The 25,240-nt window shown below is 63.1% G+C and carries 27 protein-coding genes and 4 tRNA genes; 20 read left to right on the forward strand and 11 right to left on the reverse strand.

Annotated elements, in window-relative coordinates; translation table 11 throughout:
- Positions 1–63 precede the first annotated feature (63 nt).
- The 3 genes from CSQ93_RS14705 (at position 64) to CSQ93_RS14715 (ending at position 2,732) form a co-directional block, all read left to right on the forward strand.
- Positions 64–828, forward strand: a complete 765-nt coding sequence (locus tag CSQ93_RS14705; RefSeq protein WP_099378681.1) for a hypothetical protein — start codon at positions 64–66, stop codon at positions 826–828.
- A 93-nt stretch (positions 829–921) separates the two neighbouring features.
- Entirely contained in the window at positions 922–1,413 is a 492-nt protein-coding gene (locus tag CSQ93_RS14710) for a hypothetical protein (RefSeq protein ID WP_070280290.1), read from the forward strand.
- Between the two features lie 20 nt (positions 1,414–1,433).
- Positions 1,434–2,732, forward strand: coding sequence for an NAD(P)/FAD-dependent oxidoreductase (locus tag CSQ93_RS14715; protein WP_035820065.1), 1,299 nt, complete (start codon positions 1,434–1,436; stop codon positions 2,730–2,732).
- Between the two features lie 41 nt (positions 2,733–2,773).
- Here CSQ93_RS14715 and CSQ93_RS14720 read toward each other — a convergent pair whose 3' ends face one another.
- Positions 2,774–3,289, reverse strand: coding sequence for a DUF6265 family protein (locus CSQ93_RS14720; RefSeq protein ID WP_099378682.1), 516 nt, complete (start codon positions 3,287–3,289; stop codon positions 2,774–2,776).
- 77 nt (positions 3,290–3,366) lie between these two features.
- Positions 3,367–4,080 carry a sensor histidine kinase gene (locus tag CSQ93_RS14725; RefSeq protein ID WP_099378683.1) on the reverse strand — a complete coding sequence of 238 codons (714 nt, stop codon included), beginning with the start codon at positions 4,078–4,080 and terminating at the stop codon, positions 3,367–3,369.
- Between the two features lie 282 nt (positions 4,081–4,362).
- On the opposite strand from CSQ93_RS14725, the gene CSQ93_RS14730 reads away from it, so the two are divergent.
- Positions 4,363–4,758, forward strand: a complete 396-nt coding sequence (locus tag CSQ93_RS14730) for a hypothetical protein (protein WP_099378684.1) — start codon at positions 4,363–4,365, stop codon at positions 4,756–4,758.
- A 72-nt stretch (positions 4,759–4,830) separates the two neighbouring features.
- Here CSQ93_RS14730 and CSQ93_RS14735 read toward each other — a convergent pair whose 3' ends face one another.
- Together CSQ93_RS14735 and CSQ93_RS14740 are read right to left on the reverse strand one after the other, a co-directional pair.
- A complete protein-coding gene (locus tag CSQ93_RS14735) occupies positions 4,831–5,814 on the reverse strand; it encodes a GGDEF domain-containing response regulator (protein ID WP_099378685.1) in 984 nt (327 codons plus the stop codon).
- A 316-nt stretch (positions 5,815–6,130) separates the two neighbouring features.
- Positions 6,131–8,614, reverse strand: coding sequence for a hybrid sensor histidine kinase/response regulator (locus CSQ93_RS14740; RefSeq protein WP_099378686.1), 2,484 nt, complete (start codon positions 8,612–8,614; stop codon positions 6,131–6,133).
- Between the two features lie 428 nt (positions 8,615–9,042).
- Between CSQ93_RS14740 and CSQ93_RS14745 the strand changes: the two genes are divergently transcribed.
- The 4 genes from CSQ93_RS14745 (at position 9,043) to CSQ93_RS14760 (ending at position 9,670) form a co-directional block, all read left to right on the forward strand.
- A tRNA-Arg gene (locus tag CSQ93_RS14745) sits at positions 9,043–9,119 on the forward strand.
- Positions 9,120–9,201: 82 nt separating this feature from the next.
- Positions 9,202–9,278 (forward strand) — tRNA-Arg (locus CSQ93_RS14750).
- A gap of 78 nt (positions 9,279–9,356) precedes the next feature.
- Positions 9,357–9,433: transfer RNA gene (locus CSQ93_RS14755), tRNA-Arg, on the forward strand.
- A 160-nt stretch (positions 9,434–9,593) separates the two neighbouring features.
- A tRNA-Arg gene (locus CSQ93_RS14760) sits at positions 9,594–9,670 on the forward strand.
- A gap of 55 nt (positions 9,671–9,725) precedes the next feature.
- Here the strand turns inward: CSQ93_RS14760 and CSQ93_RS14765 are convergent.
- A complete protein-coding gene (locus CSQ93_RS14765) occupies positions 9,726–10,601 on the reverse strand; it encodes a helix-turn-helix domain-containing protein (RefSeq protein ID WP_099378687.1) in 876 nt (291 codons plus the stop codon).
- 115 nt (positions 10,602–10,716) lie between these two features.
- Here CSQ93_RS14765 and CSQ93_RS14770 point away from each other — a divergent pair, with 115 nt between their 5' ends.
- Complete coding sequence (locus CSQ93_RS14770) at positions 10,717–11,676, forward strand: phytanoyl-CoA dioxygenase family protein (protein WP_099378688.1); 960 nt, start codon at positions 10,717–10,719, stop codon at positions 11,674–11,676.
- 82 nt (positions 11,677–11,758) lie between these two features.
- Positions 11,759–12,904, forward strand: coding sequence for an alpha-hydroxy acid oxidase (locus CSQ93_RS14775; RefSeq protein ID WP_099378689.1), 1,146 nt, complete (start codon positions 11,759–11,761; stop codon positions 12,902–12,904).
- On the opposite strand, the gene CSQ93_RS14780 is transcribed toward CSQ93_RS14775, so the two are convergent.
- Genes CSQ93_RS14780 through CSQ93_RS14790 form a run of 3 tightly spaced genes read right to left on the reverse strand, consistent with a single transcriptional unit; the run spans position 12,901 to position 15,923 of the window.
- Complete coding sequence (locus CSQ93_RS14780; protein ID WP_099378690.1) at positions 12,901–13,563, reverse strand: hypothetical protein; 663 nt, start codon at positions 13,561–13,563, stop codon at positions 12,901–12,903. The two genes, CSQ93_RS14775 and CSQ93_RS14780, sit on opposite strands and share 4 nt — an antisense overlap.
- A gap of 9 nt (positions 13,564–13,572) precedes the next feature.
- Positions 13,573–14,334: a CPBP family intramembrane glutamic endopeptidase gene (locus CSQ93_RS14785; RefSeq protein ID WP_158301233.1), complete on the reverse strand. Its 762-nt coding sequence runs from the start codon at positions 14,332–14,334 to the stop codon at positions 13,573–13,575.
- Between the two features lie 8 nt (positions 14,335–14,342).
- Positions 14,343–15,923 carry a GGDEF domain-containing protein gene (locus CSQ93_RS14790; protein WP_158301234.1) on the reverse strand — a complete coding sequence of 527 codons (1,581 nt, stop codon included), beginning with the start codon at positions 15,921–15,923 and terminating at the stop codon, positions 14,343–14,345.
- Positions 15,924–16,061: 138 nt separating this feature from the next.
- On the opposite strand from CSQ93_RS14790, the gene CSQ93_RS14795 reads away from it, so the two are divergent.
- The 8 genes from CSQ93_RS14795 to CSQ93_RS14830 all read left to right on the forward strand — a co-directional run bounded on the left by CSQ93_RS14795 (position 16,062) and on the right by CSQ93_RS14830 (position 21,467).
- Positions 16,062–16,625 (forward strand): GNAT family N-acetyltransferase, encoded by a 564-nt coding sequence (locus tag CSQ93_RS14795; RefSeq protein ID WP_099378693.1) that lies wholly within the window; start codon positions 16,062–16,064, stop codon positions 16,623–16,625.
- A complete protein-coding gene (locus CSQ93_RS14800) occupies positions 16,622–16,969 on the forward strand; it encodes an SMI1/KNR4 family protein (protein ID WP_158301235.1) in 348 nt (115 codons plus the stop codon). Before CSQ93_RS14795 ends, CSQ93_RS14800 begins: the two co-directional genes overlap by 4 nt.
- 15 nt (positions 16,970–16,984) lie before the next feature.
- Positions 16,985–17,524: a GNAT family N-acetyltransferase gene (locus CSQ93_RS14805; RefSeq protein ID WP_099378695.1), complete on the forward strand. Its 540-nt coding sequence runs from the start codon at positions 16,985–16,987 to the stop codon at positions 17,522–17,524.
- Positions 17,521–18,234, forward strand: coding sequence for a response regulator transcription factor (locus CSQ93_RS14810; RefSeq protein WP_099378696.1), 714 nt, complete (start codon positions 17,521–17,523; stop codon positions 18,232–18,234). The genes CSQ93_RS14805 and CSQ93_RS14810 overlap by 4 nt, the downstream gene beginning before the upstream one ends.
- Positions 18,227–19,450 (forward strand): sensor histidine kinase, encoded by a 1,224-nt coding sequence (locus CSQ93_RS14815; RefSeq protein ID WP_099378697.1) that lies wholly within the window; start codon positions 18,227–18,229, stop codon positions 19,448–19,450. The genes CSQ93_RS14810 and CSQ93_RS14815 overlap by 8 nt, the downstream gene beginning before the upstream one ends.
- Positions 19,451–19,522: 72 nt before the next feature.
- A complete protein-coding gene (locus CSQ93_RS14820) occupies positions 19,523–20,404 on the forward strand; it encodes an alpha/beta hydrolase family esterase (RefSeq protein ID WP_099378698.1) in 882 nt (293 codons plus the stop codon).
- Positions 20,405–20,493: 89 nt separating this feature from the next.
- Positions 20,494–20,958 carry a hypothetical protein gene (locus CSQ93_RS14825; RefSeq protein ID WP_099378699.1) on the forward strand — a complete coding sequence of 155 codons (465 nt, stop codon included), beginning with the start codon at positions 20,494–20,496 and terminating at the stop codon, positions 20,956–20,958.
- Complete coding sequence (locus CSQ93_RS14830; RefSeq protein ID WP_233516191.1) at positions 20,955–21,467, forward strand: DUF1993 family protein; 513 nt, start codon at positions 20,955–20,957, stop codon at positions 21,465–21,467. The genes CSQ93_RS14825 and CSQ93_RS14830 overlap by 4 nt, the downstream gene beginning before the upstream one ends.
- A gap of 3 nt (positions 21,468–21,470) precedes the next feature.
- On the opposite strand, the gene CSQ93_RS14835 is transcribed toward CSQ93_RS14830, so the two are convergent.
- The 3 genes from CSQ93_RS14835 to CSQ93_RS14845 are packed head-to-tail and all read right to left on the reverse strand — an operon-like array spanning position 21,471 to position 23,859.
- Positions 21,471–21,926, reverse strand: a complete 456-nt coding sequence (locus tag CSQ93_RS14835) for a hypothetical protein (RefSeq protein WP_099378700.1) — start codon at positions 21,924–21,926, stop codon at positions 21,471–21,473.
- Positions 21,923–22,900: a D-2-hydroxyacid dehydrogenase gene (locus tag CSQ93_RS14840; protein WP_099378701.1), complete on the reverse strand. Its 978-nt coding sequence runs from the start codon at positions 22,898–22,900 to the stop codon at positions 21,923–21,925. Before CSQ93_RS14840 ends, CSQ93_RS14835 begins: the two co-directional genes overlap by 4 nt.
- Positions 22,897–23,859, reverse strand: coding sequence for a LysR family transcriptional regulator (locus CSQ93_RS14845; RefSeq protein ID WP_099378702.1), 963 nt, complete (start codon positions 23,857–23,859; stop codon positions 22,897–22,899). Before CSQ93_RS14845 ends, CSQ93_RS14840 begins: the two co-directional genes overlap by 4 nt.
- Positions 23,860–24,005: 146 nt before the next feature.
- On the opposite strand from CSQ93_RS14845, the gene CSQ93_RS28860 reads away from it, so the two are divergent.
- Together CSQ93_RS28860 and CSQ93_RS14850 are read left to right on the forward strand one after the other, a co-directional pair.
- Entirely contained in the window at positions 24,006–24,218 is a 213-nt protein-coding gene (locus CSQ93_RS28860; RefSeq protein WP_158301236.1) for a hypothetical protein, read from the forward strand.
- Entirely contained in the window at positions 24,215–25,075 is an 861-nt protein-coding gene (locus CSQ93_RS14850) for an alpha/beta hydrolase (RefSeq protein WP_099378703.1), read from the forward strand. Before CSQ93_RS28860 ends, CSQ93_RS14850 begins: the two co-directional genes overlap by 4 nt.
- The last annotated feature ends 165 nt before the right edge of the window (positions 25,076–25,240 follow it).

Consider the following 25,240-nt stretch of genomic DNA (forward strand, 5'->3'; position numbering starts at 1 on the left):
GGCGCAATCGGCGCGGCGGTGGTAGGCTGTCGCTATTGCGCGTTTGCCACTTCCGGGTCTTTCATGTTATTTCCCCGCTTGCTTTGCTTATCCCTGCTGCTGTCCCTCGCGCCCCTGGCGCAGGCACAGCAGGGCGATCCCGTACTGCCTTACCGTCCTTCCGTGGCAAGCCCGGCCCAGTTGCCCGTGCCGGGCCAGCTGGAATTCGAGGCGGGCGGCCTGCTGTCGAAAACGGATGACACGCGCCGCGCCAGTCTGCCGTACACGTTCAAACTGGCGTTTACGCCCGAATGGGGCGTGTTGCTTGAAGGCGAGGGTTTTGTGCGCGCACGCGACGACACGGGCCGGCGCGACACGGGCGTGGGCGATACGACGGTCGTGCTCAAGCGCGCCTTTTTGCTCGACAGCGCCACCGCGCTGGGACTGGAACTGGGCTGGAAGTTGCCCACGGCCAAGGACAGCATCGGCAGCGGCAAGAGCGACGTGTCGCTGAACGGCATTTTCAGCCGCGACCTGGGCGCCGTGCACATGGACGCCAACCTGAATGCCACGCGCCTGGGGGCATCCGACCCGGTGACGGGCCGGGTGCAAACGGGCTGGGCGACCTCCTTTTCCACGCCCGTCAGCGACCGCTGGGGCGCCACGGCGGAGGTGTCGGGCACGCGCCTGCGCGGCGCGCCGGCCACGGCGCAATTGCTGCTGGCCGCCAGCTACAGCCCCACGCCGCGGCTGACCATCGATATCGGCATGGCGCGCGGCTTGACGGCGGCGTCGCCGGACTGGTCGCTGTTCAGCGGCCTGGTCGTGCCTTTAGGCAAGCTGTGGTGAGATTGCGACGGCCATCCTTATGTGTCCTTGCGAACAAACAGTTGGTTGCACAAGGTCTACAATGACGGCATAACTGATAAAAGGAGTGTCCCCATGAAAACCCTGATTCTTGCCGCCGTCTTGCTGTCGGCCGCTACCGCTGCCGTCGCCCAGGTTGGCGTCTCTGTTACCGTCGGCCAGCCAGGCTTTTACGGACGCATCGACATAGGCGACTATCCCGCGCCGCAATTGATTTATGCCCAGCCTGTCATCGTGCAGCGCCCGCAATATTATTCGGCCCGTCCCATCTATTTGCGCGTGCCGCCCGGCCATGCGAAAAACTGGTCCAAGCACTGCCGCAAGTATAATGCCTGTAACCAAGAGGTATATTTCGTCCAGGATAGTTGGTATAACAACCAATATGTGCCCCGTTACCGCCAGCAGCATGGCGACCATGGCCGTCCCGATTACGGCGACCGCGGCCGTCATGACAACAAGCATGACAAGCACTTTGACAAGCATGATGACAAGCGCGACAAGCATGACAACAAGCCGGGCAAGGGTCATGGCAATGGCCACGGCAACGGCAACGGGCACAGGGACTAAAAATTTAAGCAGGAGGATCTTTGCACAGTAAAATCGTTATCGTAGGGGGAGGAGCAGGCGGCCTGGAGCTGGCCTGCAAACTCAGCCGCAAGCTCGGCGCCGGCCAGGTCACCCTGGTCGACAGTCGCCTGTACCATATCTGGAAGCCGTCGCTGCATGAAGTGGCGGCCGGCACCCTGGATATTCATCAAGAGGGCCTGTCGTACCAGATGCTGGCGCATGACAATGGTTTTACCTATGTCTATGGTCCCCTGATCGCACTCGACGCCGCGTCGAACAGCCTCACCGTGGGCGCCATCGCCACGGACAAGGATGAGCAACTCTTGCCGCAGCGCACCGTCAGCTACGACCAGCTGGTGCTGGCCGTGGGCAGCACCTCGAATTACTTCGGCGTGCCCGGCGCCAAGGAAAACACGATTTCCCTGAATGCCACGGAAGACGCCGAACGTTTCCGTCTGACCTTGCTGAAACTGCTGGCCATGGCCGAGCAGCGCCAGGGCGACGCGGGCCATCCCGGTGTCGACATCGTCATCATCGGCGGCGGCGCCACGGGCGTGGAACTGGCGGCCGAATTGCGCGAAGCGAGCGGCGTGTATGCCGCGTATGGTTTCCAGAATCTCAACGCTATCAAGGATGTGCGCATCACCCTGCTCGAAGGGGCGCCGCGCATCCTGGCGCCGTTGCCCGAGCGCGTGTCGATTGCCGCCTCGAAATTGCTGCACCAGCATGGCATCAGCGTGGTGACCGATACGCGCGTCACCACGATCGAAGCCGACAAGGTGACGGTGGCCAGCGGCACCAGCTATGCGGCCGACATCTGCGTGTGGGCTGCCGGCATCCGCGCGCCGGAATTCCTGGCCACTTTGGGCTTGCCGACCAACCGCGCCGGCCAGCTGGAAGTGACGGGCATGCTCAATGTGCAGGGCCATGCGAATATCTTCGCGCTCGGCGATTGCGCCGCCTGCACGGGTCCCGACGGCAAGCTGGTGCCACCGCGCGCCCAGGCCGCCCACCAGCAAGCCGATTACCTGCTGAAAACATTCCTGCTGCAAGCCAAGGGCAAGCCGCCGCAAACGAAACCGTACGAATACCTGGACTACGGTTCGCTCGTGTCGTTCGGCCGCACCACCTCGGTGGGCACCCTGATGGGGTCGCTGAAGGGCCTGAGCTGGTTCGTCGAAGGCTTTGTCGCGCGCATGATGTATGTCAGCCTGCACCTGATGCATCACAATGCCGTGCTGGGCAGCGTGCGCACGGCCGTCATGGCCATGGGCCGTTTCCTGATCAAGCGCAGCACGCCGCAGGTCAAGCTGCACTAAGCCGTTGCTATTCCATCAAAAAGGGGCCGCGAGGCCCCTTTTCATTTGCTGCGCGTGACGGGTGCCGCTTCGCAGCGGCCCCGCGTCATGGGGAAATCGATGGTGGTGAGCTTGCCCTTCAAGGTGCCCGTAATGCTGGCATGCAAGATGCGCTCGCTGTCGTGGCGGTAGATGATGCGGCTGGGGAAGTCATTGTCCAGGTTGGCGAAGATGAATTCATTCGGCTTGTCCTGGCGCAACAGGTTGAAGATTACGGGCGGCTGGCCCGACGGCTGCACGATGTAGGCCAGCTGGCCCGGCTCGGTGAGGCGGATCTGCACGAATTCAAAGGCTGTCGTCTTGCCGCCCTTGACGGTGCGGCTGGTGCCGAGGAGGGTGCCGCCGGCAGCCGTGCTCCATTGTTCGCCGGAGCCGGGCTCGGCGCCGTCGACGTTCCAGCAGCCGGCCAGCCAGGCCAGCTTGTCCACGGTTTCCGGCGGCGGCACGGTCTTGTCGGCGGCCTGGGCGCTGCCCAGGGTCAGCAGTGCAGCCAGCAGGGTGGGGATCAGTCGTTGCATGCGGTCTCCTGTCGTCGAATCGTGCTGCGGTTCGGGGTGCCCCGGCAGTGTTCTGGCCCGATGCGGCCTGGCAAGGACTATTCTTTCGGGCTAATACGCGGCAAGACGACGGTCAGGGCCGTGCCGCCTTGCGGATTGGCCGTCAGGCTCAGGCTGCCGCCCAGGTAGTGCACGCGCTCGCGCACGGAGCGCAGGCCGTGCTTGCTCATCTCGACGGGCTCGTTGGCTGGCAAGCCGCTGCCGTTATCCTTGACCGTCATCATCAGCGCCTCTTCATTGTCGTCGATGATGATGTCCACCTCTGTGGCGTGGGCGTGCGCGGCGATGTTGCCGAGCGCTTCTTCCAGGGTGCGCAGCAGGGCCACGCCCACGTTGCGCGGGCAAATCAGTTCATCTTCGGGCAGGCTGCAGCGCACGGTGATCTTGTGCTGTTCGGCAAATTGCGCGGCCAACTCGCCCAGCGCCACATTCACGCCGAGAAACTCAAGCTTGTCGTTCCACAGCTTCATCTGCATCTGGCGGTTGGTTTCAATCACATTCAGCAGCAGTTGCTTCATGGTCGCCGCGCGGTCGAGCAGAGCCGCTTCCTGCGGCATCTTTTGCGTCAGCAGCGACAGGTGCATGGTCAGCGCCGTCAGCGAGGAGCCGAGGCTGTCGTGCAGCTGGCGCGACAGGGCGCGCCGTTCATTGTCCCAGCTGGTGTTGACATGGCCGAGCAACTCGCTGAGATCGGCGGCGCGTTCCGCATCGGCCTGGGCCGCTTCCTTGTTCGGATCTGTTTGTGCGGACATAGCGCCCCGTGAATGGTGAAAGGTGAGGACCAAATTCAAGTTGTGGATCATACATGAGGATTTCATCGCGGGGCGCATGGATGGAAAATTTCTGTCTTTTCGGCAATTTTAATCTCCTTCCATCATTTTTATATGATAGACAATATTATCGTTTGCGCCAGCAGGCATCGTTCCTGTCGTTACGTACGGCTGCGCACATACCGGGGCGCCCTACGCTGCCATAGTGGGGCTGTGCCTCCCCCATGCAGCACTGGCCCGCTTACCGAAACGAAAGGACATGCCATGAATATCGATACCATCGTCGACAAGGAATACCTCGACAAAAGCTTCCGCGACATCGTCAATGCGCCCATCAGCGCCCTGCGCGGCGTCAGCGCAAAAGACGCCAAGGCCTTGCAGCAAGCGTTTGGCGTGACTACCGTGCGCGAATTGTCCAACCTCAATTTCGTCAAATGGGCCAGCGCGCTGGCCATCCTGGCTGATGAAGAAGGCATGAGCGGCGAAGAGCGGGCCAAGGAAGAATTGCTCGACGACGCCGTGGAAATGACGTTCCCCGCCAGCGACCCGATCTCCGTCGATGCCGGCATCACGCGCATCGAAGTGCCGCCGGAAACCGTCAATGCGCAAACGGACCACCAGCATGCGGGCCAGCATGAAGTGACGGCTGGCAAGAAATAAAGTGTCTCTGCAATAAAAAAACCGGCTGGCCGCGAGGCTAGCCGGTTTTTTACGTGCCGCGCGACGTCAACGTCAGGCGATCGACGGAATGCTGCTTTTCTGCATGTTGACCTGCGACGCGATCACTTCATGCGGCGTGCAGCAAAAGCGGTTCTTGCCGGCACGCTTGGCTTCATACAGGGCCGTGTCGGCCGCGCCCAGCAGGGATTCGACGGTGCTGGCGTCGTCCGGGTAGATGGCGATGCCGATGCTGGTCGACAGGCGCAGAGTCAGGTCGTTGATAAAATACGGTTCGGAAATGACTTCAATCAGCTTGGCGGCCGGTTCGCGCGCGTCGCCCTTGCCGGCCAGGTTGCCCAGCACGATGACGAATTCATCGCCGCCGATGCGCGCCACCGTGTCTTCCTTGCGCGAGGCGCCCACCAGGCGGGCCGCCACCATTTTCAGGATCTCATCGCCATAGCCGTGGCCGTAACTGTCGTTGATGGCCTTGAAGCCATCCAGGTCGAGATACAGGATGGCCGACTTGCCGCGGCTGCGGGCCGATTGCTGCAGGGTATGCTCGATGCGGTCTTCCAGCAGGCGCCGGTTCGGCAAGCCCGTCAGCGGATCGTGCAGCGCCAGTTCCTGCTGCTGCTTGCTGTATTGCGCCAGTTCCTTGTACAGCAGGCGCACTTCCAGCATGTTGTGGATGCGCTTGTGCACTTCCATCAGGTCGAAGGGCTTGCTGATGAAGTCGCGCGCGCCCGCTTCCAGGGCGGCGATCTTGAAACTCGGTTGCGCCGTCAGGGCCAGCACGGGCAGGTAGCCGCCATGTTCGATTTCTTTCAAGCCTTTCATGACCTGGAAACCATTGAGTTCCGGCATTTGCAGATCCAGCAAGATCAAGTCGTAGCAATGCTCCTGATGCAAGGGGCAGACCTGTGCCGGACGCATGGTGGCCGTGACATTGGTGTAGCCGGCATCGCGCAGGATTTCCAGCATCAGGTCGACATTGTCGGGTGAATCGTCAACGACCAAAATTTTGGCTTTCAAAATCTCATCTTGGCTGGGCATGTAGGGTCTCGGTTATACGGTCTATGCAACACTGGCTTCTACCGCGGCCAAGGCTGGCAGTGCGGCTGACGGTGGTCGGAATGATAGTAGCGCCTTGCAACAAGATAGGGCGCACAACAGCGCATGAACTCGCTTCTGCCATTCTCTCCGGCCAGGGTCGCCATTTCCAGCCTGCCGTGCAGGTGTGCTTCTGCATTTCAGTGTAGCAAACTTCAGCTTAGTTGCTTGTAGGACAGTGCCGCGTCTGAAAGTAGGAAGGCCAACCCATGGAAATAGACATTTTGTACTGCACTATGTATTTCTTTGCATCATCTTTTTAGGGCGGTGGTTTGCGCTCCGGTCCAGGGCGCGCAGCGGCCAGTTGCGCCACGGCCGCCACCAGTTCGGCCGGGTCGAGCGGCTTCGAGACCCAGGCCTGAAAGCCGCTGTCCAGCGCCCGCTGGCGATCCTGCGGTTGCGCAAACGCCGTCAGCGCCAGCGCGGGCAGCCGGGCCACATCAGGGGCGGCGTGTGCGCGCACCTGCGCCAGCAAGTCGAAGCCGTCGGCATCGGGCATGCCGATGTCGCTGACCAGCACATCCGGCTGCACCTGATCCAGCAGTTGCAGCGCTTGCGCCACGCTGCCGGCGCCGTGCACTTCGGCGTTGTTGTCGCGCAGGATGCGTTCCGTCAGTTCGCGCGCATCGGCTTCGTCATCGACCAGCAGCACCGTGACGCCGCGCAAGTCATGGCTGGCGGACGGGGCGGTGCCTGCCTGGCGCGCGGCGGCCGGCGTCCCCAGGGGCAGGCGCACGGTAAAGCTGGCGCCCTGCATGTCGCCGGCGCTGCTGACCGTGACCGTGCCGCCATGCTGTTCCACCAGGTGTTTGACGATCGCCAGTCCCAGCCCCAGGCCGCCATGCCGGCGCGTGGTGGAGGCGTCGGCCTGGCGGAAGCGGTCGAACACGTGGGGCAGGAAATCCTTCCGGATGCCGACGCCGTTGTCGGCCACCGTGATGGCCAGGCGGGTCGCCTCGCGGCGCACGCCGATATCGACCCGTCCCCCTTGTGGCGTGAACTTCAGGGCATTCGACAGCAGGTTCCAGATCACTTGCTGGATACGGCTGGGGTCGCCCGTGATGCGGCCCGCATCGCTGGCGATGTTGCAGTGGATGGCGATGTGCTTGGCGTCGGCCGCCGGGCGCAGGGTTTCGATGGCCGAGGCGATGACGCTGGCGGGCGCGAGGGTTTGCAGGTCGAGCAGCACCTTGTCGGAGGTGATGCGGCTCATGTCGAGCAAGTCCTCGATCAGCTGCGCCTGCGCGCGCGCATTGCGTTCGATGCTTTGCAGGCCGCGGTGCAGGTCGGCCTGGTCGCGCGTGCCGCGCCGCAGCACCTGCGCCCAGCCGAGGATGGCCGACAGCGGCGTGCGCAGTTCATGCGACAGGGTGGCAAGAAAATCGTCTTTCAGCTGGTTCGTGCGCTCGGCTTCGGCGCGCGCCTCGCGTTCGCTGTCGAGCAGTACCTTGCGCTCTTCGGCGGCGCGCGTGGCGGCCGCGTACAGGCGCGTATTGTCGAGCGCGACGGCGGCCTGGGCCGCGATGGCCGAAACGATGCGCTCGCTGCGCGCGCTGAACATGCCTGCTTGCGGATGGCCGAGCAGCAAGCGCCCCAGCGGCAAGCCGGCGCGCGAATTGACGGGCAGACTCAGGCAGCTGCGCAGCTGCGGCCCGTCGGCACCTCCGTCTGGCGCCGCCAGCAGGTCATTCTGGCGCGTGGCCGGGCCGAGGCGCAGCTCGGCGGCGATGGCGTCGGCTTGTTGCAGGCTGATGCCGCTCACGGCGCGCGCCGCCGGCAGCGCGTCCGCATCGGGCACGGCCGCATCGTCATGGTAGAAGAAGGCGCCGAAACGCGCGCCGCTGATGCGCGTGGCCGCATCGACGGTTTCCTGCAGCAGCGCCGGCAAGTCCAGGGTGCCGGCCAGGGCCGCGCCCGTATTGTTGAGCAACTCGAGCACGCGCGTTTCATCACGCAAGGCTTCCTGCGCGCGCTTGACCTGGTCGACGTCGGTGCTCGTGCCAAACCAGCGCAGCAGCTGGCCGCCCCGGTCGCGCACGGGATTGGCGCGCGTCAGGAACCAGCGGTACTGGCCGTCGGCGCCGCGGATGGGGAACTCCATTTCAAAGGGCGTGCCGTCGCGCAAGGCGGCCTTCCACGCGTGCAGCATGGGTGGCAAATGCTGCGCGTCATAGGCGATGCTCCAGCCATCGCCCGCCATCTGCCCGGCGCTGGTGCCCGTGTAGTCGTGCCAGCGCTGGTTGTACCAGGCGATGGTGCCGTCGAAGCTGGCGATCCAGGCCAGTTGCGGGATGGAGTTGGCCAGCGCGCGCAAGTCTTCCTCGCTGTGGCGCAAGCTTTCCTCTGCCGCCTTGCGCTGGCTGATGTCCTGGATGTACGTGGTCAAGCCGTCGCTGGAAGGGAAAATGCGCACTTCCAGCCAGCGCCCCAGCGGCGGATACAGCAGTTCGAAACTGCAGCTGTGCTGCTGCGCCATGGCGCGCCGGTACTGCGTTTCCAGTTCCGTGCCCTGCAAATCGGGACAGGCTTGCCACAGATTGTTGCCTGCCAGGCTGGCGCCAGGCGGACGCTGCGGTACAAGCATGTCGGCGCCGCGCGTATTGATATAGCGGATGGTCCAGTCGCGGTCGAGCAGGCAGAAACCATCGGTGATGCTTTCCAGTAAGTTGGCCAGGCGCTCGTCGGAGAGGCTCAGCGGCGCTGATGGAGGCAGCAGATCTTGCGTGCGGTCAGGCTTGGCCATCGGAAATCCTGCAACAGTGAGTCTGCCGCACGGGCTCTTGCCCCACCGGGCCGCCGCCGCTCAGCTCAGTTAAATGGGTCATGTTGGTCAATGCCCGCCGTGATGAATGAGGGGAGGCACAAGCGCCCCTGTCTGGCTGGTATTGTAGCCCCAAGCGGCGCGGCGCCTCCGCACGCTTGCGCGCCACTTGCAGATAGCACTGGACAGGCTGGAAAGCAGTCCCTATAATCCCGCTTCTTTCGAGACAGCAACTTCTCGATTCGCTGGAGGCTCCTGTGAAAGCAGAAGTGTCCATCGATAAAAAGGCGTGAGCTTTTTAGCAGTGAAAAGGTAGTCGATCATGCGGGGCGGTATTCTGCAAAATCAGCTAAGCGATTGAAAAATCGAACTTTTCAAAGCGAAATGAATACGCTATAATGTTTGCCTGCGCGGCTGTAGCTCAGCTGGATAGAGTACTTGGCTACGAACCAAGGGGTCGTGGGTTCAATTCCTGCCAGCCGCACCAGAATACTGAAAATCAGACTTTGCCTGGTTTTGTCGTACCAAGTTTCACCTCCATGTTGTTGATGGAATGTTGTAGAAGTTTTGCGGCTGTAGCTCAGCTGGATAGAGTACTTGGCTACGAACCAAGGGGTCGTGGGTTCAATTCCTGCCAGCCGCACCAGTATTGCCAAGATGGAGTTCGCTTCGTTTTGATGAAAGTTTCAAGCTTCGCGCCGTCCGGCGAAGTGTGTCAGAGTTTGCGGCTGTAGCTCAGCTGGATAGAGTACTTGGCTACGAACCAAGGGGTCGTGGGTTCAATTCCTGCCAGCCGCACCAGTATCAGCAGTAGTGAAAAAACCCGGAAAGTTCGCTTTCCGGGTTTTTTTTCGTCATCACGGCGGGAAGGCAGGGCCCATGTTGGCAGCCTGGGCAATTGTGAAATATCCGCACGGCGCCCTTTGCCATTCTGCAAAGCCCTGCTATAATCTTGTCTTAGGCGGCTGTAGCTCAGCTGGATAGAGTACTTGGCTACGAACCAAGGGGTCGTGGGTTCAATTCCTGCCAGCCGCACCAGAATATTGGGGGTCAGATTGTAAAATCTGATCCCCTTTTTCGTTTCCGAATGGATTTACGCTGTGCCTGTGGCGCCGCGCCGGTATTGCAGGCGAAACGCGCGCGGCGTGACATGCCTGGCGGCGCGGAACTGGCGGTTGAAATGCGCGAGATTGCGGTAGCCCGCCTCTTGCGCGATGACGGCGATGGCCAGATTGCTCTCGATCAGCTGTTGGCAGGCGCGGCCGATGCGAAGCCGCGCCAGGTACTCGCCCGGCGTGCAATGCGCGTGGCGCTTGAAGCAGCGGTGAAACGCGCCCAGCGACAGCGCCGCCCGCTGCGCCAGGGTTTCCAGTGCGATCTCTTCCCGGAAATGCGCGTGCATGTAGTCAAACACGATAGCCATGCGCTTTTGCTGCCCATCGGCATGCATCGGCGCCAGCGCTTCCGACGCCAGCGGCTGCGCACTGCCATCGCCCGCCAGGTCCAGCAGCACGTCGAGCAGCAGCGGCAGGCGTTGCGGCACGGGCAGTTCATTGAGTTGCAGCAACCTGGCCGCGCTGCGCGCGCTCGTTGCCGGCGAAAAATGCAGGGCAGGGCCGGCGCGGCGCGCCAGTTGCCGCACGCTGTGCAATTCCGGAAAACACGCCGCCAGCTGCTCCACCCATTCCAGCGAAAACCACACGACGACGGCCAGCATGGGCTGCGTGCTGTCGATGCGCTCGCTGGCCGACCACGTGTGCGGCAAATTCGGTCCCAGCAGCACCAGGTCGCCCGGTTCGAAGTCGCCCAGATGGTCGCCGATATAGCGTTGCCCCCGCGCATTGACCGTCAGGGTCAGCTCGAATTGCGGGTGGTAGTGCCAGAGGAAGGGAATCGCATCGAGTTCGCGCCACAACAAGCCCCAGGAGTGGCCCGTCGGAATCGTGACTTGTTCGAATAAAGGCGTCATCGTGACGTTTTGAGGTGGTGGATGGTCAGGATAGTATCAGCTTTGGTTGCTGCGCACGCATTTTACGCGGCACTGCCGAAGCACAATCTGTCTCACACCAACACAGGAGACAGCGATGCAAGAAGACCGATATCAGTACGGCGAAGACCGTCCCGGCAACCCGTCCGTGGCCTACACGGAACAGACCCAGTTGCGCGACATCCAGAAACAGCTGCCCCTGCGCGTGCTGTCCGACAGCGACTTTTTGCACTGGCAAACCTACGGTTACGTCATCGTCAAGGATGCCGTGTCGCCGGAACAGGTGCGCCGCACAACCGATTTCTTGTGGGAATTCCAGGGACTCGACCAGAACGACCCCGCCACCTGGAACCAGGACCAGTTGCGCGACCATGCGATGAAAGAACTCAACGGTTCCGGCATGGTCGAGGCCTACCACAACCAGACCCTGTGGGATAACCGCCAGACTCAACGCGTGTACGATGCCTTTGTCGACATCTGGGACCGTCAGGATTTGTGGGTGACCATCGACCGCGCCAACCTGAACACGCCGAACAATGGCAAGCGCAAGTTTGGCGGCTTCATCCACTGGGATGCCGACACCACGCTCGACCCGCTGCCCGTCAACGTGCAGGGCGTGCTGGCCCTGTCCGACACCTCGACCGAGAGCGGCGGCTTTCAATGCTATCCGGAATTGTTCAACAACTTGCTGGCGTGGCGCAAGACCGTGCCGCTTGATCGCAACCCGTGGCAGCCGGACCTGGCGACGGTGCCGTACCCGATGGAATTCATCGCCATGAAGAAAGGGGAGTTATTGATCTTCAACAGCCTGCTGGCGCACGGCATCCGTCCGAACACGTCCACCGACCAGGTGCGTTTGGCGCAATACATTTCCTTTACGCCGGCGCAGGAAGACAATCAAACGCTGCGCGACTGGCGCGTGCAAAGCTGGCGCGAGCGCAGCGCACCGCAGGGCTATGCGTTTCCCGGCGACCCCGAGGAAAAGGAAAAGCTGCGCTATCCGCAGGCGCAGTTGAGTGAACTGGGCGAGAAGATCCTCGGCGCGCGCAGTTGGTAAGTGTGGCGGCATTGCCTGCCGGATAGACAATTTCCGGTAAATGCACGATCATGGTTCGACTTGCCATCGACCGAGGAAACGCATGAGTATCATCACCTGCATCGAAGACTTGCGCGTGCTGGCCCAGAAACGGGTGCCGCGCATGTTTTACGACTACGCCGATTCCGGCTCCTGGACGGAATCGACGTACCGCGCCAACAACAGCGATTTCGCCAGGATCAAATTCCGCCAGCGCGTGGCCGTCAATCTGGAAAACCGCAGCCTGGCGTCGACCATGGTGGGCCAGCACGTGTCGATGCCGGTGGCCCTGTCGCCCACGGGCTTGACGGGCATGCAGCATGCGGATGGCGAAATCCTCGCGGCCCAGGCGGCCGAGCGCTTCGGCGTGCCGTTCACCCTGTCGACCATGAGCATTTGCTCGATCGAGGACGTGGCGGCGAACACGACGAAACCGTTCTGGTTCCAGCTGTATGTGATGAAAGACCGTGAATTCATCAACCGCCTGATCGACCGCGCCAAGGCGGCCAAGTGCGGCGCGCTGGTATTGACGCTCGACTTGCAGGTGCTGGGCCAGCGCCACAAGGACTTGCGCAACGGCCTGTCGGCGCCGCCGAAACTGACGATTCCAAATATCCTCAACATGGCCACCAAGCCGCGCTGGGTGGCGGGCATGCTGGGCACGAAACGGCGCGGTTTCGGCAACATCGTCGGGCACGCCACGTCCGTGTCGGACATGTCGTCGCTGTCGGCCTGGACGCAGCAGCAGTTCGACCTGAGCCTGTCGTGGGCGGACGTGGAATGGATCAAGCAGCGCTGGGGCGGAAAACTCATCATCAAGGGCATCATGGACCCGGAAGACGCGCGCCTGGCCGTGGAAAGCGGCGCCGACGCACTGATCGTCTCGAACCACGGCGGGCGCCAGCTCGATGGCGCGCAATCGTCGATCGAAGCCTTGCCGGCCATCGTCGACGCCGTCGGCAGCCAGATCGAAGTGCACATGGATGGCGGCATCCGCTCGGGCCAGGACGTGATCAAGGCCGTGGCGCTGGGCGCGAAAGGCGTGTACATCGGCCGCCCGTTTTTATACGGCCTGGGCGCCATGGGCGGGCCGGGCGTGACCAAATGCCTGGACATCATCCGCAATGAACTCGACCTGACGATGGCCTTTTGCGGCTTGCGCGACTTGCAGCAGGTGGATAAAAAGATCCTGCTGCCGGGGACGTTTTAAGCGGAGGCTGGCGCCAGCCTTTCCCACGGCTCGCGGAACGTGGACGCATCGAGCGGCCGCGCATGCGGGTCGTCGGGCTGGAACAGGCCGCCGATCAGCATATCCTGGATGGCGCCCGTGAAGCCGCCATACGCGGCGCGGCCCCACTGACGTTGGGTGCGGGCGAAGACGACGGCGTCTTGTTGCACGGCCAGTTGCGCCAGGGATAGGCGCAAGGCGGCGGCCGCATCGGGCCCCATGTCCGTGGCGATCGCGCACACCAGGCGCTGGCTGAATTGCAAGGTTTTGCCCGCCCGTCCCAGCAGCGATTCATTGGCCAGGGCGAGGAACAGATCGGGCGCCTGGTCGTCTTTTTCGCAGGTCGTCCACGATGGCGCCCAGGCTTCCAGGCTCATGAAGCGCGCTTCCGTCGTGGCCGCCGTATGCGTCCACTTGGCGTGCGATTTGCCGTTCCAGCCCAGGCGGCCAAAGGGAACCGGCTTGCCCTTGGGATTGTATTGATGGCTGCGCACGCCGGCCTTGCCCCGCGCGCTGGCTTGCGCGATCAGGCCATCGAGGCTGGCGGCAAACGGCGTCCATTGCGCCGCCTCCCACAGTGGCGGCGCATCGGGCGCGGCCAGCAGCAGGAAGACCTCGTAATCACGTGAAAAAAACGCCATGCAGATTCCTTATGGTTGCAACAAGGCCGCCCGCTGGCTGGGGCGCAGCAGGTAGACGCCGTACAGGCACAAGGGCAGCACGGCCAGCAGGGCGATAGTCGGCAGGATCGATGCGCCGTCTTCGGCCGGGTTGGGCAAGGTGGCTGTCACCAGCGCGTAATCCCACAGTCCATGCACGAGCACCATAGGCCAGATGGAGCGGGTGCGCAGGCGGATGGCCGCGTAGCCGACGCCCTGCAGGGTGGCGGCCACGGCTTGCCACAAGGCGCCGCTGACGTCGCCCGTGGCCAGGCCGTTGGCGGTGTGAGCCAGGCCGAACAGCGCCGAGGACATCAGGACGGCTGGCCAGACGGCGTAGCGGTCCAGCATGCCCTGCAGCAAGATAGCGCGGAACATCAGCTCTTCCGAGATGGCCACCAGCGCCGCATTGCCAGCGACGATCAGCAGCACGCGCGGCTGCGGCCAGCCGCCGGCCCAGGCCAGCAACAGCATCAGCAGCGCATACAGCAGGGGCGGCGAGACGAGCCACACTGTTTTCCATGGCTGCGGCGCGCACAGGCCTGCTTCGCGGGGCCGGCTTGACGCCAGCAGCAGCGCCAGCGCGAACAGGGCGGCCAGCGCCCATGACAGGCCGATACGGCCGGTGACGGCTGTGCCTGGCAAGGCGTAGCCGGCGGATTCCAGCCAGCGGCCGCCCATGCTCAAGCCCAGCCAGACGGCCAGTGCACTGAGGGTGACCGGCAAGGTGAGGGCGATTCTTTTTCTGCACATGGTCGGCCTCATGCTGCTGGCACGCTGCTGCTGACGCGGTTGCGGCCCGTGTTTTTCGACTGGTACAGCAAGGTGTCGGCTTCGCGTATCAGCTCGCTGCTCTCCGTGCGTCGCTCCTGGCCCGGCTGCAGCGTGGCCGCGCCCAGGCTGACGGTCACGACGCCATTTGCGCTGGCCGCATGGGGAATCTGCAAGGCTTCCACCGCCGAGCGGATGGCTTCTGCGACTTCCAGCGCACCTGCGGCATTGGTGCCAGGCATGATCACGGCGAACTCTTCGCCGCCGTAGCGGGCCGCCAGGTCTTCGGCCCGGCCGACGCTGCGCGCCACGGCGCCAGCAACGGACTGCAGGCATGCGTCGCCCGCCACGTGGCCATACTGGTCGTTGAATTTCTTGAAGAAATCCACGTCGAGCATGATCAGCGATACCGCGTGCCCGCTGCGCTGGGCGCGCTTCAGTTCATGCGCCAGGGTCTCGTCGAAACAGCGGCGGTTGGCCAGTCCCGTCAAGCCGTCTTGCGACGCCCGCGCCGCCAGATCCGCGTTCGCGTGTCGTAGTTCCGTCGTGGCCTGGCGCAGGCTGGCTTCGATACGGTCGCGTACGGCAATCTGCCGCATCAGCCTGCGGAACAGGTAGAGCAGCGCCGCCCCCGCCGCCAGCGACGCCAGCACGATTTGCATGCTCAGCCGTTGCCACTCGGCAAAGATGTCTTCCTTCGACAAGCCTGCCGCCACGATGACGGGAAAGCGTTCCAGGTGGCGATAGCTGTACAGCCGCTCGATTTCGTCCACCTTGGCCGTCATCATGGCCGTGCCGACCGGCCCTTTTTCGCGGTAGGCGCGCAAGAGTGCGCCCGATGAAATATCCATGCCGATGACATCGGGCTGGAACGGCCGCCGGTAGATCAAGGTGCCGTCGTCGAGGGCAAAGAATGCCGTGCCCGTCTTGCCAAGGCTGAGGCTCTCGTAGATGCGTTCGAACGAGGCCAGCCCCAGGGTGACCAGCACCACGCCGGCAAAGGAACCGTCCGCCGATTCCACCCGGCGCGACACGGGCAAGACCCATTGCCCCGTCGATTTGCTGCGCACGGGCGCGCTGATGCGGCTGCCCAGCTGCGCATGCGTCTTGTGATAGATAAAGTAGTCGCGGTCCGCGTTGTTGCCGTCCTGCCTGGTGCCGGACGAGGTGGCGAGCCAATCGCCCTGGCTGTCAAAAATGAAGACGCCGGCAATTTCCACGATATTCCTGGACAGTTGCACCAGATGGGATTCCAGCCGCTCGCCGGTCGCGTCATTATTGCCTTCGTTGCGGACGTGTTCGGCAATATCTTCCAGCATCGCATCGGCGATTTCCAGTTCCATGTACGCTTGCGTCGCCAGGGCGCGCGCCATGTTTTCCGTCGCCGCGCTCGCTTCGCGCAGGCGGACCGCATGCGAAGACCAGACGATCCAGATGGTCATGCCAAGCAGCATGGCGCACATGCAGAAGAAGCCGATGCTGGCCCAGACGATCACTGGCCGCTTGTGCTTGCTCAAGACCTCGGGCTGCGCCGTGGCGTCGATAACTGGTGCGTCCTTTACTGCGTGCATAGGCGAATCATGAAGTTGCATCAATGATATGGTGAAAAATATTGCCATAGTACATTAAAAGCAGCGCCACAAAATTGCCACATCGTTATAGTTGCATGGAATAATAAGTATCGTTCTTGAACCATCGATTGGAGTTGCATGGCTTATACCAAAACCATCACCACTGAGCGGCTGATCCTGCGCAAGCCGCAAGCATCGGATGAGGCGGCGCAATTCGCCATGCATTCCGATCCCGAAGTGATGCGCTATTTCAGCGAACCGCCCTGGGAGGATGCCAGCCGCGCCGCGCGCCAGATTGCCGAGGATATCGCCGCTTTCGAGAAAGAGGAATTCTTCCGCTTCGCCGTCGAACTGAAGGCGACGGGCGAATACCTGGGCAGCTGCAGCCTGTTTTCCGAGCACCGCCAGAACCGCCGGGCCGAGATCGGCTACGCGCTGGGCCGTCCGTACTGGGGCAAGGGCTATATGCACGAAGCGCTGTCGGCACTGCTGGAATACGCGTTCATCGAGCGCGACCTGAACCGCCTGGAAGCTGATATCGACCCGCTCAACGCCGGTTCGGCCAGCGCGCTCGAACGCCAGGGTTTCAACAAGGAAGGTTTTCTGCCAGAGCGCTGGATCGTCGGCGGCCACGTCAGCGACTCGGCCCTGTACGGCTTGCTGCGCCGCGAGTGGGAAGCGCGGCGCAAGGGCGCTGTGTGAGTCAGCCGGAAGTCGAAGCGTTCGAGCGCTGGCTGGGCCACGCCTTGCCGGCGCACTACCTGCGCTTTCTCCAGGACGGGCAAGCAGGCATGCGCGGTGAGCAGGTAGTGCTGTATGGCGTGGAAAGCTTGCGGGAACGCAATGAAACGTATGAGACGCAGCAATTTTGCCCCGGCTACATGACCATCGGCGATGACAGCGGCGGCAGTGCCGTCATGCTGGCGCTCGATGGCGCTGAGCGCGCTGTCTACCTGGTGGGGCATGGCTCGATGCAGCGCGACGATTTCGAGCTGGCCGCCGATGATTTCGCCACCTGGCTGGCCGCCGATTGCCCGCTCGCCTGAGGAAGATGCAAAGCAATGAACGTTGTTGATTTACCCGCTTCTGACCATCCACTGGTGACCTTGCGCCACCTGGAGCGTAGCGACGCGCCCGCCTGGTATGCTTACCTGGCCGACCCTGCTGTCGTGGAACACACGAGCTGGAACTTGCGTTGCGTCGACGACCTGCAGGCCAATTTCGATGACTATGCGTCGTCTCATCCATCGTCGTCCATCCGCCTGGCCGTCGTGCTGCGCGAGGGCGGCCAACTGGTGGGCACGATCGGTTTCAATGCGATTTCCCCGCAGCATCGCACGGCGGAAATCGCCTATGACCTGGCGCCCGCCGTCTGGGGGCAGGGCGTGGCCACGTCCCTTGCCGCGTCGGTCGTGGACTGGGGCTTCCAGCACCTTGGCTTTCTGCGCATTCAGGCGACCGTGCTGGAAAGCAATAAACGTTCGATGCGCGTGCTGGAACGCTGCGCTTTCGAGCGGGAAGGTTATCTGCGCTGCTACCGGAAAATTCGCGGAAAATCCGGCAATTTCTGGCTATACGCACGCATCGACGGCGTGTCATGAGCAAGCTTGCCTTGAGCATTCTGCTGGTGGAAGACCACCTGGCCATCGCGCGCCAGGTGCTCGACTTCCTCGACGGCCTGGTCTGGCAGACGGACCATGCGGGCACGGGCGCGCTGGCAGTGCAGCTGGCCACGCGCAACAGCTATGACGTGGTGCTGCTGGACCTGAACCTGCCTGACATGGATGGCTTGCAAGTGTGCCGCGCCATCAAGGCGGCTGCGCCCAGCAATGTGCCGATTTTGATGCTGACGGCGCGCGATGCGTATGAAGACAAGGCACGCGGTTTTCGCGACGGCGCCGACGACTATTTGACCAAGCCGTTCGACCTGCGCGAAGTGGCCTTGCGCTGCGAAGCGCTGGCGCGCCGGCAGCAGTTGCACGTGCACCAGGAAATGCGCGTGGGTCCCTTTACCTTGCAGACGCGCGAAGGGCGCGCGCTGGTCGGCGACGTGCCGCTGCAACTGACGCAGACGGGTTTTAAAATCTTGCTGCTGCTGTGCCGCGAGCATCCGCACGCCGTCTCGCGCTCGGCCTTGCTGCAACAGTTATGGGGCAGCCAGCCGCCCGACAGCGACGCCCTGAAATCGCATATCTACACGCTGCGCAAGCAACTGGAGTTGGTTGGCGGGGCTGGCGCGGCGGGTGTGCTGGTGACCATACCGCAGCTGGGCTACCGTCTTGTCTTCGATGCGGCGGCCAGCGATGGTTAAGTCGATCCGGCAGCGTCTGTTCGCCGCCCTGGCCGGCTTCGCTGTATTGCTGTGCCTGTGCTACACGGGCCTGGCGCTGGTGATCGCCTACGTGACGGAAGACATGCTGGTGCAGCGCCTGCTCGAGCGCGAAGCGGCGGCCGTCGGCATGCGCTGGCAGCAGCACGGCAAGCTTACGCCGTCTGGCAGCGACCTCATCACGGTTTATGGCAGCTACCTTGACTTGCCTCAAACGGTGCGAGACCACGTGCCACCGTCGGCCCCGCGCGGCGAAGTGTTTACCACGACGGGCCAGCATTATCATGTGCTGGCGCTCGAAATGGTTGCCGGCGGCAAGCCCCAGCGCAGCTATCTGCTGGCCGACGTGGCGTCCGTGCTGGTCGTCTCGCGCCTGACGCGGGAAGTGGGCAGTGTCGTCGCTGGCGTTGCCTTGGCGCTGATCGCCCTGGCCTTGCTGCTCGCGTACTGGCTGGCACGGCGCCTCGTGCTGCCCTTGCAGCGCCTGGCGCAGGAAGCGCGCCAGCTGGCACCCGGCAGCGCCGTGCATTTCAGCGAGCGCGACCGCCCAGACGAAATCGGTTTCCTGGCGCGCCGCCTGGAGACCACCTTTGCCGAACTGCAGGCGGTGTTGCAGCGCGAACAGGCATTCACCCGCGACGTCAGCCATGAATTGCGCACGCCGCTGACCTTGATGCACAACACCCTGGCACTGGCCCATGCGCAGCCCCTGGGCGGGCGCGAACAGGCCCAGCTGCAGCAATCCACGGACGAAATGCGCGCCACCATCGACGTGCTGTTCGCGTTGGCACGGGCCGAGCAACTGCCCGGCGAAATGGTGGAATTGCGCGGCTGCATCGAGCAATGCCTGTTGCGCCTGCTCGACGACCATCCCTGGGATACCAGCCTGCTGAGCCTGGACTTGCCCGAGCGGCTGGAAGTGGTTGGTAACCCGCAACTGGTCATGTTGCTCATTAATAATTGCCTGGCGAATGCGCTGTTCCATGGCGGCCCCGATTGCCGCATCAGCATTGCGTTTGTGCAAGGTTGCCTGAGCATCGACAATACCGTGCAGCCGGGACAGCCTCGGCGCGTCCACGGCTTCGCGCATGGCCAGAACCTGCTGCTGCGCCTGGCACAAGCGATGCACTGGGACATCGTTTTCCAGTCCGGCGTGACGCGCTACCGTGTCGCCATCGTTCCTGCTCCGGCGCAATAAAGTCAGCGGATTTCACCGCGATTTCACCTGCCCCTGCTTATGCTGGCTGCTCTTTTACTTGAAGGGAAGCCCATGAAAATCGCCATCAGCCTGTTGCTCCTGTCCTGCCTGTCCGCGCCCGTGCTGGCCCAGGTGCAATCGTTGCAGCACAAGGAAGACAAGCGCCGCTACATCGTCTACACGCCGCCGTCTTACCAAAGCCAGCCGCAGCAAGCCTTTCCCGTCGTCTTCAATTTCCATGGCGGCGGCATGAGCATGGCGGAACAAATGCTGTACACGCAGATGAACAGGACGGCCGAGCGGCACCAGTTCATCGTTGTGTATCCGCAAGGCATCAAGCAGGACTGGAACGTGGGCTTCGGCATGGATTACCCGGCGGGCACGGACGACGTCGGTTTTACGCAAGCGATATTGAGTAAACTCAAGCAGGATTACCGCATCGATGACAAGCGCGTGTATGCGACGGGCTTGTCGCGCGGCGGTTTCTTTGCCCTGCGCCTGGCGGCCGAGCTGCCGCAGCAATTCGCCGCCGTCGCCTCGGTGGGCGCGCCCATGCCGGAACCCGTGGTGCAGCATCACCAGAAAACGGACAAGGTCGGCATGCTGTTAATACAGGGCACGGCCGACAAGGTCGTGCTGCATGAAGGCAAGGCCGCCAGCTACCTGTCGGCCCAAGGCACCTTCGATTACTGGCGCAAGCACAACGGCATCGAAGGCGCCACGCCGCAGCCGCGCCTGATGCCTGGTCCTGCTGGCGACACTACGCAAGTGAACTGGCTGGAGCAGGGGAGTGGTGCTGGCAGCGCCAGCGTGGCCTTGCTCAGTGTCAAGGACGGCGGCCACACGTGGCCGGGCGCCGATGCCTTCAATATCGGCCTGCCCATCGGCAAGACCACGCGCGCCATCGATGCGAATGAGGTGATGTGGGCGTTTTTCAGCCGCCATCGGCGTTGACGCCATGCTAGGATGGCGGCGCATGGCGTAACCATCAGGCAACAGGAAAGGCAGGCACAGTGGGATTATCAACAGCAGGTATCGCGGCCATGGCCGAGGCAATCTTCGCCAAGCCCGGCGCGGCCGTGGCAGAAGTGTATTCGGAGGCGGAACGGGAAACGCTGCATTTCCACTCGCCTGCCGAGCTGTGCGCGTATGCGGCCAGGCTGGAAGCGGAAGGGGCCAGCGACGTGCTCCTGGCCGTGCATTACCCGGACATGGCCGGGCACTTTGCCCCGCGCCGTATCGCCCTCGACCCGGCCCAGTGCGGTGGCCTCACGTATCGTTACGTCTGCGAAGGCTGGGGCGTCATCCGCGTGTACCTGCGTTTGTCCAGCGGCAAGGGGCTGGACTCGCATGTGAGCGTCAATTCGCAGAAGCGCGCGGAAAAATGGCAGCGCCATTACCCGGAATTCGGCCCGACCGACGCCTGGGATTGGGCCGCCGTGGGCCGCCATGAACGCCGGCTGATCCGTGTGCTGAAGAAGGTTGCCGCACAAGAGGGTTTGTCATGACGGACGCGATGCACATCAACCCCGCCGCCATCTTTTGCCGTTCCCTGGCGCAGCTTTCCGCCATGCTCGACAAGACGGGCACGGCGCCGCAACTGCTGGCGGCGCGTTTGCATCCGGACATGCTGCCATTCGCCCAGCAAGTGCGCGCGGCCGTGAGTTTTTCCCTGCGCGGCTGCTGCCCGCTGGCGGGGCTGGACGTGGCCGATTTCAGCGCTGCCGCCAGCTTGCAGGAGCAGATCGCACAGACCATGCGCTACCTCAAGGACATTTCCGTGGAGCGTTTTGACGGGGCGCCCGGGCGCATCTGCCGCGACCGGGCCGGTTTTGCCGACATTGCGCTGCCGGCCGATGAATACTTGAATTTGTATATTTTGCCGAATTTCTATTTTCACTTCAGCATGGCGTATGCGATTGCCCGCAGCCAAGGTGCCGCCATCGGCAAGGGCGATTTCGACGGCTATCACGCTTATGCGCCGGGATTTAGCTTTGAGCGGTCTGCCGCGCCGTAGTTCCTACAAGCCCGCTTCTTTCCATGAGGACAAACCGAGCCGCTTCAACAGCCGGCCCGACAGCCCGCAGCTCCAGCAGCTGATCTGGATTTGCTGCTGCCGCGCCTGGTCCGCATGCCAGGCTTGCCCGGCATAATCGAGCAGGGCGTCGCTGAGCGGGGAGGCGTCGGCTGTCGCAGGCAAGCGCGACATCAGTTCGAACACGCCGTAGTTGGCCTCCTTGATTTCCAGCAAACCGGCCAGCAGGGCGCGCAGCACGGCGCCGTCGATGGAACTGCACGCTTGTGTGTAGCGCTGCTGCCAGCTCAGGCCGCGCTGCTGCCACAGTTGCAGCAGCGCCGGCACGTCGGCTGTCCGTAGCTGCCCGATCAGCTCGTCCGCCTCGTGAAACAGGTCGAGGCGGTCGTATTCATCGTCGTCGCTGCACAGCAGTTCATCGAGTTCCTGCAATACGCTCATGCCACCACGTTCGTCGGCGCGCCCCGCTCGAATGCTTCCACGTTGCCGATCAGGATGTCCGCCAGTTTTTGCATGGCTTCGCCGCTGGCCCAGGCCGTGTGCGGCGTGAGGATGAAGTTGGGCAGGCGCAAATTCAACAGCGGGTTGTCGGGCAGCGGCGGCTCCTTCGATAGCACGTCGAAACCGGCGCCGGCGATCACGCCACGCGTCAATGCATCGGCCAGCGCCGCTTCATCGACGAGGCCGCCCCGCGCCGTGTTGATCAACAGCGATGTCGGCTGCATGCGCGCCAGTTCCTTTGCTCCGATGATGTTGCGCGTGGTGTCCGTCAAGGGCAGGTGCAGGCTGAGCACGTCGGAAGTGGCCAGCAAGTCCTCGAAGCTCACTTGCGTCACGCCGTCCTCATCGATAGGTGAACGGTTATGGACTTGCACCTGCATGCCGAAGGCGCGTCCCAGCTGTGCCACGGACTTGCCTAGCGCGCCGTAGCCGAGCAGGCCCAAACGGCTGCCGGCCAGGTCACGGATCGGGTGGCCGAACAGGCAGAAGCGTTCCGACGCCTGCCACAGGCCCGCTTCCACGTCTGCGCGGTAAGCCACCAGCTGGCGGCGCAGGGCCAGCATCAGGGCCAGCGTGTGTTCGGGCACGGTGGCGCGCGCATAGTCGCGGATATTCGCCACGACGATGCCCCGTTCGCGGCAGGCGGCCAGGTCGACAATATCCGTGCCGGTGGCGGCCACGGCGATCATTTTCAGGTCCGGCAATTGCGCCAGCTCGGCCGCGCGCAGCGGCACCTTGTTCGTGATGGCGATGCTGGCGCCTTGCAGGCGAGCCACTGTCTGTTCGCTGCCCCTGGTGTGCGCAAACTCTTCCCAGCTGTGCTCGAAGGCGGGCGGGCGCACGCTGGCGATCAGGCTGTCGCGGTCGAGAAAGACGATGCGGTGCGGGTGCGGCGATGTGCTTGCTGCTGTCATGGCTGGGCCTCGGTCAGTGTGGCGCGCGCGCTCGCGGGACTGCTCTTGCCCTTGAGCTGCGTGGCCGGGTGGTTGGTAAACATGTCGGCGACCCATTCCACAAACACGCGCACCTTGGCGGACAGATGGCGGTTGGGCGGATAGATCACGTGGATGGGCAGCGGGTCGGATTCCCATTCGCCAAGCAATTCCACCATTTTGCCCTGTTCTATCAGCGGCGCAAGCATGAAATGCGTCATTTGCACGATGCCCAGGCCCGCCAGGCCAGCGGCCGTGTAGGCATTCGAGTCGTTCAGGGCGATATGGCTGGGCATGGCAACCTGGATGCGTTCGCCGGCGCGCGTGAAATCCCAGTCAAACGTTTTGCCGGTCTTGGCGGAGAAAAAATTCACGCCGCGGTGGCGCGGCAGGTCGTCCGGGTGCAGCGGCGTGCCGTGGTGCGCCAGGTAGCCGGGCGACGCGCACGTCATGAAGTGCAGCACGCCGACCCGGCGCGCGATCAGGTTCAGGTCGCCCAATTCGCCGCCGCGCACGGCGCAGTCGACGCCTTCCTCGATCAGGTCGACGGGGCGGTCGCTGCAACCGAGTTCCAGCGAGATATCGGGGTAGCGGGCAAAGAAGTCGGGCAGGGCAGGGATGATCAGTTCGCTGGCCAGGGCCGTGGGCGCATCCACGCGCAGGCGTCCGCTGGGGCTCAGGCGCGTGCGCGACAGCGATTCCTCGGCCTCGCGCACGTCCGACAGGATGCGCACGCAGCGTTCGTAATAGGCGGCGCCATCGGACGTGATGCTGACATGGCGCGTGGTGCGGTTGAGTAATTTAACCGACAGGCTCGCTTCCAGCGACTGGATCAGGGTCGACACGGTGGCTTTCGGCAGCTGCATGTTTTCCGCCGCGCGCGTAAAGCCGCCCGCATCGACGACTTGGATGAAAACTTCCATGGCTTGCAGCTTGTTCACTTGAATTCCTATCACTTTATCCGTGATTATTCAGAATCCTGAACAATCAATTCGTCATTGCACTCTTTATCAGATTGTAGATCAAGTCTATAGTTGTTGTACTGCAGCATAAATGTGATGCCGCAGGCAGTACAACAGGAGAGATCATGGGTCATCGGAATGGAAACTTTGCAGTATTCGCCCTCGTGGCGAGTGTACTGGCTTTGGCCGCGATGGTATCGACGGATGCGTATTCACTGGCGGCGCAAAGCGAAGCCAGCGGGTATAGCGCCCTGACCCATGAAGTCGGCGGCGTCGCCTTGTTGTGCCTGAACGACACGGTGCTCGATGTTGCGGTGCAGCCGGTGGTGGCGCAATGAGCTTTGCCGACACCGCGGCCGAGCTGGCTCCTGGCCAGGCGCTGAAGATACGCGACATCGAGGTGCAGGGCGCGCAGGATGCGCTCGCCGCGCGCGTCTACACGGCCGGCGTGCCGGGCGCCAGGCAATCGAGCCTGATCGTCTTCTTCCATGGCGGCGGCTTTGTCGACGGCGACCTGGACGATGCGGACGACTTCCTGCGCTGTCTCGTGCTGAGCAACCCCGACCATGTGGTGCTGGCCGCGAACTACACCTTGGCGAAGGTGCGTCCATTCCCCGCCGCCGTGGAAGACGCGCATGCCGTGCTGTTGTGGGCGAAAAAGAACAAGTCCAAGCTGGGCTGGACGGGCAAGCAGATGGTGGTGTCGGGCATCGAAGCGGGCGCCAACCTGGCCGCCGTGTGCGCCATGATGTCGCGCGACCGGGGCGGACCGCCCCTCGCGGGCCAGGTGCTGATCATGCCCATGCTCGATCCCGGCCTGTCGACCTGCTCGATGCGCCACTTGCCGAGCTGTCCCGACCTGGCGGAAGTGGCGGACCAGTGCGCCGCCGCCTACCGTGGCTATCTGCCGAATGCCGCTGACCGTACCCATCCGTACGCGTCGCCATTGCAGTCGAGCCGCCTGAAGAACCTGCCGCCAGCCTTGATATTGTCCAGCGAAGACGACCCATTGCGCGACGAGGCTGAACAATACGGCAGCAAACTGATCGCCTGCGGCATCAAGACCACTGTGCGGCGCATGGCCGCCGCGCCGCTGCAAGACGCGACCGCCCGTAATGAGTGCGCCTGCAAGGTGCAGGTATTGAGCGAAATCGCCAGCTTTGTCGCTGGACTGGGGCAGGAGCCCGAGTCATAAAGCCGCCGTGCGCGGCGCAGCAAATAAATTACACTAATCAGTTTACTTTTTGAGTTTCGGTTGCTACACTATGCAGTGTAGTTCCCATCTTGCCTGAGTTGTGCGTTCGCACAGCCAGCTTTGTCGTCCCCGTCCGCTTTTAAGCAGCTGGCGGCCTGTTTACCT

The organism is Janthinobacterium sp. BJB426 (assembly GCF_002735705.1).
Taxonomy (GTDB): Bacteria; Pseudomonadota; Gammaproteobacteria; order Burkholderiales; family Burkholderiaceae_D; genus Janthinobacterium.

Excerpts from the sequence above, each read along its gene's own strand:
- CSQ93_RS14795 (WP_099378693.1), top strand. The coding sequence starts at position 16,062 with ATGGCTTATACCAAAACCATCACCACTGAGCGGCTGATCCTGCGCAAG.
- CSQ93_RS14835 (WP_099378700.1), bottom strand. The coding sequence starts at position 21,926 with ATGAGCGTATTGCAGGAACTCGATGAACTGCTGTGCAGCGACGACGAT.
- CSQ93_RS14815 (WP_099378697.1), top strand. The coding sequence starts at position 18,227 with ATGGTTAAGTCGATCCGGCAGCGTCTGTTCGCCGCCCTGGCCGGCTTC.
- CSQ93_RS14730 (WP_099378684.1), top strand. The coding sequence starts at position 4,363 with ATGAATATCGATACCATCGTCGACAAGGAATACCTCGACAAAAGCTTC.
- CSQ93_RS14725 (WP_099378683.1), bottom strand. The coding sequence starts at position 4,080 with ATGTCCGCACAAACAGATCCGAACAAGGAAGCGGCCCAGGCCGATGCG.
- CSQ93_RS14840 (WP_099378701.1), bottom strand. The coding sequence starts at position 22,900 with ATGACAGCAGCAAGCACATCGCCGCACCCGCACCGCATCGTCTTTCTC.
- CSQ93_RS14710 (WP_070280290.1), top strand. The coding sequence starts at position 922 with ATGAAAACCCTGATTCTTGCCGCCGTCTTGCTGTCGGCCGCTACCGCT.
- CSQ93_RS14735 (WP_099378685.1), bottom strand. The coding sequence starts at position 5,814 with ATGCCCAGCCAAGATGAGATTTTGAAAGCCAAAATTTTGGTCGTTGAC.
- CSQ93_RS14765 (WP_099378687.1), bottom strand. The coding sequence starts at position 10,601 with ATGACGCCTTTATTCGAACAAGTCACGATTCCGACGGGCCACTCCTGG.
- CSQ93_RS14740 (WP_099378686.1), bottom strand. The coding sequence starts at position 8,614 with ATGGCCAAGCCTGACCGCACGCAAGATCTGCTGCCTCCATCAGCGCCG.
- CSQ93_RS14720 (WP_099378682.1), bottom strand. The coding sequence starts at position 3,289 with ATGCAACGACTGATCCCCACCCTGCTGGCTGCACTGCTGACCCTGGGC.
- CSQ93_RS14705 (WP_099378681.1), top strand. The coding sequence starts at position 64 with ATGTTATTTCCCCGCTTGCTTTGCTTATCCCTGCTGCTGTCCCTCGCG.
- CSQ93_RS14810 (WP_099378696.1), top strand. The coding sequence starts at position 17,521 with ATGAGCAAGCTTGCCTTGAGCATTCTGCTGGTGGAAGACCACCTGGCC.
- CSQ93_RS14825 (WP_099378699.1), top strand. The coding sequence starts at position 20,494 with ATGGCCGAGGCAATCTTCGCCAAGCCCGGCGCGGCCGTGGCAGAAGTG.
- CSQ93_RS14820 (WP_099378698.1), top strand. The coding sequence starts at position 19,523 with ATGAAAATCGCCATCAGCCTGTTGCTCCTGTCCTGCCTGTCCGCGCCC.
- CSQ93_RS14830 (WP_233516191.1), top strand. The coding sequence starts at position 20,955 with ATGACGGACGCGATGCACATCAACCCCGCCGCCATCTTTTGCCGTTCC.
- CSQ93_RS14790 (WP_158301234.1), bottom strand. The coding sequence starts at position 15,923 with ATGCACGCAGTAAAGGACGCACCAGTTATCGACGCCACGGCGCAGCCC.
- CSQ93_RS14850 (WP_099378703.1), top strand. The coding sequence starts at position 24,215 with ATGAGCTTTGCCGACACCGCGGCCGAGCTGGCTCCTGGCCAGGCGCTG.
- CSQ93_RS14770 (WP_099378688.1), top strand. The coding sequence starts at position 10,717 with ATGCAAGAAGACCGATATCAGTACGGCGAAGACCGTCCCGGCAACCCG.
- CSQ93_RS14780 (WP_099378690.1), bottom strand. The coding sequence starts at position 13,563 with ATGGCGTTTTTTTCACGTGATTACGAGGTCTTCCTGCTGCTGGCCGCG.
- CSQ93_RS14785 (WP_158301233.1), bottom strand. The coding sequence starts at position 14,334 with ATGTGCAGAAAAAGAATCGCCCTCACCTTGCCGGTCACCCTCAGTGCA.
- CSQ93_RS14775 (WP_099378689.1), top strand. The coding sequence starts at position 11,759 with ATGAGTATCATCACCTGCATCGAAGACTTGCGCGTGCTGGCCCAGAAA.
- CSQ93_RS14805 (WP_099378695.1), top strand. The coding sequence starts at position 16,985 with ATGAACGTTGTTGATTTACCCGCTTCTGACCATCCACTGGTGACCTTG.
- CSQ93_RS28860 (WP_158301236.1), top strand. The coding sequence starts at position 24,006 with ATGGGTCATCGGAATGGAAACTTTGCAGTATTCGCCCTCGTGGCGAGT.